Below are 7,301 nucleotides of genomic sequence, written 5' to 3'. Positions count from 1 at the left end.
ACTTATGGAGGCGCGGGATGAGCGCCGGCTCCTGCGCCTTCAAAAGCAAATGGTCAGCCACAAACTGCTGATCATCGACGAACTGGGCTTTGTGCCGCTCAGCAAAACTGGCGCCGAACTGCTGTTTGAACTGATCTCGCAAAGCTATGAGCGGGGTGCCACGTTGATCACCAGCAACCTGCCCTTCGACGAATGGACCGAAACCTTCGGGTCTGAGCGACTGACAGGCGCACTTCTCGACCGGCTGACCCACCACGTGAACATCCTCGAGATGAACGGTGAAAGCTATCGCCTCGGCCAGAGCAAAGCCCGCCAAGACAAGGCTTAACCCAATACCAACATCGTAAGCAGTTGGCCCTCACGGGCCAAAGCATCCGGGCAACCGCCAGCTCTGTGACAAGCGCGGCCGCCCAGATGCTAGCGCACGCCTATGCGGCAATCTTGATAACCCCAAAGTGGCAACATTTTGCGCTGCCCTTTGGTCCACTTTTACTCTGCCGTTGACACCGCAGGCAGCGACTCGCTGATGAGGAAGCGTGGCTTCAAGTGGGCCTAGGTGAGAATTGGCGTGGTGAGCGCACTGATTTTGCCGGGATCAAGGCAGTTTCATCCTGGCTTGCACAGGTGAAGGCGGCTGGTTTTGGCTCGGCGGCAAATCTTCTTGCCGCTCTGGTGAAAAATGATGCTCCATCGCAAGCCGCCCTTTCTTTGGCAGCTTTGGTGCGAGACGCGCAGGAAAAGTCTGAAAAGCCCATTGCCCGGTTGGGACTTGATCTTGAACAGGTCGAGTTGTCGGCAGAGCTGACAGATGCGGACCTAACCGATCTGACGGCGGTGTTTGAACGGATGCGGGCGGACAGTGGGCGCTATGCCGATTGGGCAGCCCTTGCGCGTGCGACGGCGCAAACCGTGGAAAACGGGGCAGGGGACGTGATTGACGCGGTTGCGGATGGTCGCGTCGAACCCGCAGCCGCAGGGACCGAATTTACTTATGCCTGCGCCGAGGCGCGCTGGAATTCGGCGCGCGCGATGCTGCCGGAACTTGGGCAACTGGCTGGGTTGGACCGGCATGAACTCGTCCGCCTGTTTCAGGAAAAGGAACGCTCGCGTCTGAACGATGCCCCAGCGCTGATCCTGGCGCGCCATTTTGCCCAGATACCCAAGGGCAGCATGGGGGAAATGGGCGTCATTCGCGGTGAGATTGGCCGCAAAAGCCGACACAAGCCAATCCGCTGGGTGATGAAAAACGCAGGCGCGATGGTGCAGCGCATCAAGCCCGTTATGCTGATGAGTCCGATTTCAGTGGCGCAGTTTCTGCCGCCCGGCACCGTGACCTTTGATTTGCTGGTGATCGATGAGGCGTCACAGATCCGGCCCGAGGATGCGCTGGGCGTGATTGCGCGTGCGCGCCAGATAGTGGTGGTCGGGGACCAGAAACAACTGCCGCCTACATCGTTCTTTGATCGTCTTGTGGATGATTTCGAAGACGAAGAAGAAGAAGACGACGAAATGCCCGCAGGCGCAACTGCGGCTGATATGGAAAGCATCCTGTCGCTTTGCGAAGCCCGTGGCCTGCGCTCGCGCATGTTGGAATGGCACTACCGCTCCCGCGATCCGTCCTTGATCCGGGTGTCCAACGCCGAATTCTATGGTGACAAGCTGGTTCTGCCACCGTCGCCCCTGCAGCTTGATCCCAACTACGGGATGAAGTTTCGGCGCGTTCCCGGCGTTTATGCCCGCGGGAAAACCACGACTGCCCGGGCTGGAACCAACAAGATCGAGGCGCAACATGTGGTGAAAGCGGTTGCGGAACATGCCCGCAAAAGCCCTGACCTGTCGCTTGGCGTTGTGGCCTTTTCCAAAGCGCAGTCAGACACATTGACCGAGGCATTGGAGTATGAACGCCGCCGTGATCCGGTTCTGGATGCGTTCTTGCGCGAAGGTCGGGCCGAGGATGTTTTTGTAAAAAACATCGAAAACGTGCAAGGCGATGAGCGTGACGTGATCCTGATTTCGGTCGGCTACGGCCCGCAAGAGCCAAACGGCCGGCTGGCGGCCATGTCTTTTGGCCCGGTGAATGGTGAAGGGGGAGAGCGCCGCCTGAACGTGCTGTTTTCACGAGCGCGGGTGCGCTGCGAGATATTCGCCTCATTCGATCCTGGCGACATCGACCCAAGCCGGTCATCGCGCGAGGGTCCGCGCGTGCTGAAGCGGTTCCTCGATTTTGCGAAAACTGGCATCATTGAAGAACAGATGGCAACCGGACTTGAGGCGGATAGCCCGTTTGAAGAGGATGTTGCCCGCGTCATTCGTGATCTTGGCTATGAGGCTGATCCACAAGTTGGCACCGCCGGATTCCGCATCGACATTGGGGTGCGCCATCCTGACCGCCCCGGTCAATATATTGTCGCGGTTGAATGCGATGGGGCGGCATATCACTCAGCACTTTGGGCGCGCGAGCGTGACCGTTTGCGGCAGGATGTGCTCGAAGGCCTTGGTTGGCGTTTCCACCGGATCTGGAGCACGGATTGGTTCCATCGCCGTGACCATGAGATCCGCCGACTTGCCGAAGCCCTTCTGGCCGCAAAAGAATTTTCTGCAGGCGGCATTGCTGTGCGGGGCGCGAATACGGGCGGAATTCTGCAACTGGTTGATGTGGAGCAGAACGCGCCGGGACCGATCCAGATCGGCCATCTAGAAATGACAGCCCCTCCCTATCAGCGCGCGGATTTGTTGGTCCGAAGCACCGTCGAGCCGCATGAGGCACCTCAGGGACAAATCGGCGATCTGATCATCAAGATTGTCGAGATTGAAGGGCCGATCCATGTCGATGAAATAGCACGCAGGGTTGCGACAGCCTTTGGCAAGCTTAAGGCGGGTAGCAGGATCGTTGACGCGACATTGCGTGCCTTGAATGCGGTGCAGAAGCGCAGCGACAATCGTCTAAAAACGCTAGGCCAATTTGTGATGACCATAGAACAGGCGACGGCACCGCCCGTTCGAGACCGGAGGACCCAAACGGGCGGGCTTTTGAAGGCAGAGTATTTGCCTCCGACAGAAATTTCCGCCGCAATGTCACGGATAAGCGTTGAAAGCGGCATCATGCCACCAGAAGAAATGACCAAAGCAGTGGCGCGCCTGCTTGGCTTCCAGCGCGTCGGACCAGATTTGTTGGAAACCATTCTGGCGATCGTGTTGCAAGAATGAGTGGGATTCTGGTGTTGTCTCAACGAGACGGACTCAAAAGCGTAGGCCCGGACAGCGAAGGAGCTTGGAATTGCGACTGAGTTGGGCACCGTCCATACTATGGAGTTTGAAGCCGCTATCCATTCATGCATTGAGTTCCAATTTTGTTACATTTGCCGAGCATAACATCAATCAGATAGAAATGTTTCGATTTTGATACATTATGTTGCGTAAGGCATCTTTAGTGGCTATATGTTCTGAAATCGTAACATGGCATTCCAAAGATGAAGATGACACTCAACGCCGAAGCCTTTGGGGCCCAGATTAAAGCACGCCGCCAGACGCTGAACATGACCCAGGACGACCTCGCGGCCGTTTTAGGGACGATCCGGCAGCGTGTGGCCGAGATGGAAAATGGCAAGGCCAGCGCCAAGCTTGCGCTGGCTCTGCAAGCCTGCATGGAGCTTGGGTTGGTTGTCGAGGTTCGTGAGGCATGAGCCAAAGTCTTGATGTTTACCTTGAATCCGAGCCTAAGCCCGTCGGCACCCTTAGCGGTGACGACTTTGGAACGCTCAGTTTTTGCTATGACGTCGATGCCAAAGTGCCGATCTCGATCAGCATGCCGCTGCGAGAACACCCCTATGGAGATGTGGCGGCACGGGTGTTCTTCGACAATCTGTTGCAAGAGAACGATCAGCTTGACGGCGTGATGCAACGCCACGCCATTGCGAGAAGCGATGTGGCCGGGCTGTTGTATCATCTCGGCAGGGACTGTGCGGGTGCGATCTCCTGCGTGCCGAGGGAATCGGAGCCGGGCAAGATCCCCGGAGATTTGACCCGTGATTACGATGTGCTGAGCAACGACAATATGATCGCGCTCATGCAAGCGCTGGCTGCGCGCAGGCCGCTACCCAAGGGCCTGCCAGACCCGTCCCCAGTCGCCGGAGTGCAGAGCAAGATCGCGCTGACACGCCTGCCTGATGGTCGCTTCGGCCTGCCAAAGCCCGAGAGCCTCGCGCCCACCACCCACTTACTCAAGGTGCCGCGTCCGAGCGAGGACGAGTTGGTTGATCACGAACATGCATTGATGGCGCTTGCGGGGCGGGTGCTGCGGTCACCGGTCGCCCAGACTGAGATCTTCGAGTTGGGCGGTCAGCGCGGCCTACTCGTAGAGCGCTTTGACCGGATTGTGCAGGGCACGGAAGTGCGCCGCTTACATCAAGAAGACTTCTGCCAAGCGCTCGGCCTGCCTTCGTCGCTCAAGTATGAGCGCAACTCCAACGACCCCACACGCAGCTTCTCAGCTGGGCGGGTGGGCGCATTGATGCCGCTGCTGGGCGTGCCTGCACTGGACCGTAATGCTTTCCGGGCGATGACACTGCTGAATCTCGCCTTGGGCAACACCGACAACCACGCTAAAAACCATGCCCTACTCTACTGCAACGGCACCCCGCGCCTAGCGCCACTCTACGACGTGGTGCCGGTTCTGGTTGATCCGAGGGTCACCCACGACTTTGCTTTCTCTCTGGGCCGGGCCGCCAACATGGATGCCTTGACCCTCGGCGACATGCACTTGTTCGACGAAGCCATCGGCATCCCCGGCCGCGGCAGCCGTGCTTTTGAGCGGCGGTCACATGACTTTGCACAGGAGATACTCAGTGCGGTCGCCGTCGAGATCGACAGCCTCCAAGGCCCACGCCTGAAGATACTCGGTGATATGATTGCTCATCAGTTGGCTATTCTGAATGAAGTCTCCAACCTCGATCTGGACATCCCATCAAGAGATGCCTTCCTCATTCGAGGTGGCGGGTTTGACAGTAGTTCATGAATTCTGGCATGATAATAAAGTAGGGTCAGGACTCGTTCTCTTCTCATAGCCAGAACATCACAGTGGCTGCGAGGGCGACGGCGGATAGAAAGACTTTTGGGCATCTGTCATAGCGCGTGGCAACCCTGCGCCAGTCCTTCAAACGCCCGAACATGACCTCGATGCGGTTTCGGCGTTTGTAGCGGCGCTTGTCGTATTTCACGGGCTTGCTGCGGGACTTCCGACCTGGGATGCATGGCTTTATCCCCTTGTCTTTCAACGCATCTCTGAACCAATCGGCATCATAACCACGGTCGCCCAGCAACCATTCTGCCGCTGGTAGGCTGCCGAGCAAGGCCGCAGCACCGGTGTAATCGCTGACCTGTCCCGCCGTCATGAAGAAGTGGATCGGCCGGCCATCAGCGTCAGTGACTGCGTGCAACTTGGTGTTCATCCCGCCCTTGGTTCGACCGATCAGGCGGCCTCGTTGGTCGTCAGGCCCCCCTTTTTCGCCCGCAGGCTGGTCGCCGTGCGGTGCGCCTTCAGATAGGTGGCGTCGATCATCACCGTCTTGGGAACCGCCGCCTCTGCTGCCAAACCGTGCATCATCCGGGCGAAGATGCCCTTGTCGCTCCACCGCTTCCATCGGTTGTAGAGGGTCTTCGCAGGACCATACTCTTTGGGTGCATCGCACCACCGCAAGCCATTGCGATTGATGAAGATAATTCCACTTAAGACCCGCCGATCATCGACACGCGGCCTGCCATGGCTCTTCGGAAAGAAGGGCCGCAGCCTCTCCATTTGAACGTCTGTCAGCCAGAAAAGATTGCTCATCAACACCCCCGTCAGTTCGGAGCCTTGAATCACGCAGCTACGAGAGCCTCAAGCCCAACAATGGGTCCTGACCCTAACCAAATAGCCTTAAATTGCTATACATTTTGTTATACAAATTGTGTTACGGATAAATATCAACGCATTGATAAATATATGTAAATTATATGGCGTGAAGATGTGTGTCGGACTATCGATCCGCCAATACCCATTGAAATCATTGAGAAAATCAAGATTTTAACGGTATACCCATCTACCGACCCATCATAGAAAAAACGCTTGGCCCAGCGTCGCTTGCCGACTCTAGGGCAGCTTTTCGGTCTTTCGCGTGATGCGGGTCACAAGAGCCTTTAGCTTGGCTAGCGGCCCCTCTCGCGGTGCGGGCGGCAATGCACTTTCGATCACATGCCAACGAAACACCCTGCGCAGAGCCGCGCATTGTGAGGCGTTGCGCTTGGGGGCGGCTAAGATGTCTTGATAGGCGCGGTCCAGATCGGCTTCGGGTACCCGGAACCCATGCACATGCGCATCAAACAGCATCTCATGGGTCTGCAAGAGATAGGCCCGCAGCAGAAAAACCCGGCTGTGCGACAACTTGATATGCGCCACCTGCAGCTTGGTGCGCTCTCCCCCCCAGAACGGCAAAATCCTCGCTCCAATCAAACTGGAACGCCTCGCCAGGCTGAAAGACCAGCGGCACAAAGGTTCCGCGCCCCGTCGTCTGTTGCTCCTTTTGCCGATCTGCCCGCCACACCCGAGCAAAAGCGGCAACCCGACCGTAGGACCCAGTGTAGCCCAGCTTCACCAAGTCATCATGCAGCTGTTTCGACGTCCGTCGCTGTTTGCGTGACTTCCCGGTCTCGGTCTTCAGCCAGCCCGAGAGCTTTGCGGCAAAGGGATCAAGCTTGCTCGGTCGCTCGGCAATCCTGAACGCAGGCTCAACCGCTCCAGATCGCAAATACTTCCGAATGGTATTGCGCGACAACTTCGTCCGTCGCGCGATCTCCCGAATGGACAGATGCTCACGCAATGCCCAACGCCGAATAATACTCAAAAATGCCATGCCGATCACTCCAATATCCCCTGCTGCCAGCAGCCAAGGGGAACGTGTCACATGGGTCACTTCTCAATGAAAATTACGCCCCTACTCGGGTCACTTCTGAGTGCAAATCAACAGATGAACCATACTGCAGGCGTATTTCTGTTTCATTCCGACGGCCGCTTCGGCGGTATCATTGATTTCCACGAAGACCGCCGCTTTGCCGTCCCGAAAATCCGTCGCATACTTGCCTGAAAGGTCTGTCGTCTTGCCGCATACCCTGACCCGTCGCGCCGTTCTGGTATCTGCCGCCGCCGCCCTGCCGCTGCACGCCCAAACCAAACCCGTCATTCACGTCGTGAAAGGCACCGACTGCGAGTGCTGCACGGCTTGGGTCGATCACTCGAAAGCGGCGGGCGACCCTGTGACCGAAGAAGA

General features: G+C 57.5%; 5 protein-coding genes and 1 pseudogene. 4 read left to right on the top strand and 2 right to left on the bottom strand.

The features are described 5' to 3' along the window. The 4 genes from AKV04_RS09490 to AKV04_RS09475 all read left to right on the top strand — a co-directional run. Positions 1 to 328: ATP-binding protein (locus tag AKV04_RS09490; protein WP_162232850.1), on the top strand; the 328-nt coding region annotated here is incomplete at its 5' end. A 296-nt stretch (positions 329 to 624) separates the two neighbouring features. Next, a complete protein-coding gene (locus AKV04_RS09485; protein ID WP_235815586.1) occupies positions 625 to 3,207 on the top strand; it encodes a DUF3320 domain-containing protein in 2,583 nt (860 codons plus the stop codon). Positions 3,208 to 3,476: 269 nt separating this feature from the next. Next, positions 3,477 to 3,683 (top strand): helix-turn-helix domain-containing protein, encoded by a 207-nt coding sequence (locus AKV04_RS09480; protein WP_162232849.1) that lies wholly within the window; start codon positions 3,477 to 3,479, stop codon positions 3,681 to 3,683. Continuing rightward, positions 3,680 to 5,014, top strand: coding sequence for a HipA domain-containing protein (locus AKV04_RS09475; RefSeq protein ID WP_054006214.1), 1,335 nt, complete (start codon positions 3,680 to 3,682; stop codon positions 5,012 to 5,014). The genes AKV04_RS09480 and AKV04_RS09475 overlap by 4 nt, the downstream gene beginning before the upstream one ends. Positions 5,015 to 5,057: 43 nt before the next feature. Here AKV04_RS09475 and AKV04_RS25495 read toward each other — a convergent pair. Both AKV04_RS25495 and AKV04_RS09460 read right to left on the bottom strand, forming a co-directional pair. Beyond that, a protein-coding gene (locus tag AKV04_RS25495) for an IS5 family transposase (RefSeq protein ID WP_235815585.1) occupies positions 5,058 to 5,827 on the bottom strand; the annotation gives its coding sequence in 2 pieces (ribosomal slippage) (positions 5,058 to 5,491 and positions 5,491 to 5,827; 771 coding nt in all). Positions 5,828 to 6,328: 501 nt separating this feature from the next. Further along, positions 6,329 to 6,887 (bottom strand): annotated as a pseudogene (locus AKV04_RS09460) (IS21 family transposase); the annotation flags it as partial. Positions 6,888 to 7,301 lie beyond the last annotated feature (414 nt).

Origin of the sequence: Cypionkella psychrotolerans, assembly GCF_001294535.1 — a bacterium.
Classification (GTDB): Bacteria; Pseudomonadota; Alphaproteobacteria; order Rhodobacterales; family Rhodobacteraceae; genus Cypionkella; species Cypionkella psychrotolerans.
Note: the sequence above shows the minus strand (reverse complement) of the source record. Positions and strands in the feature narration are given on the sequence as shown.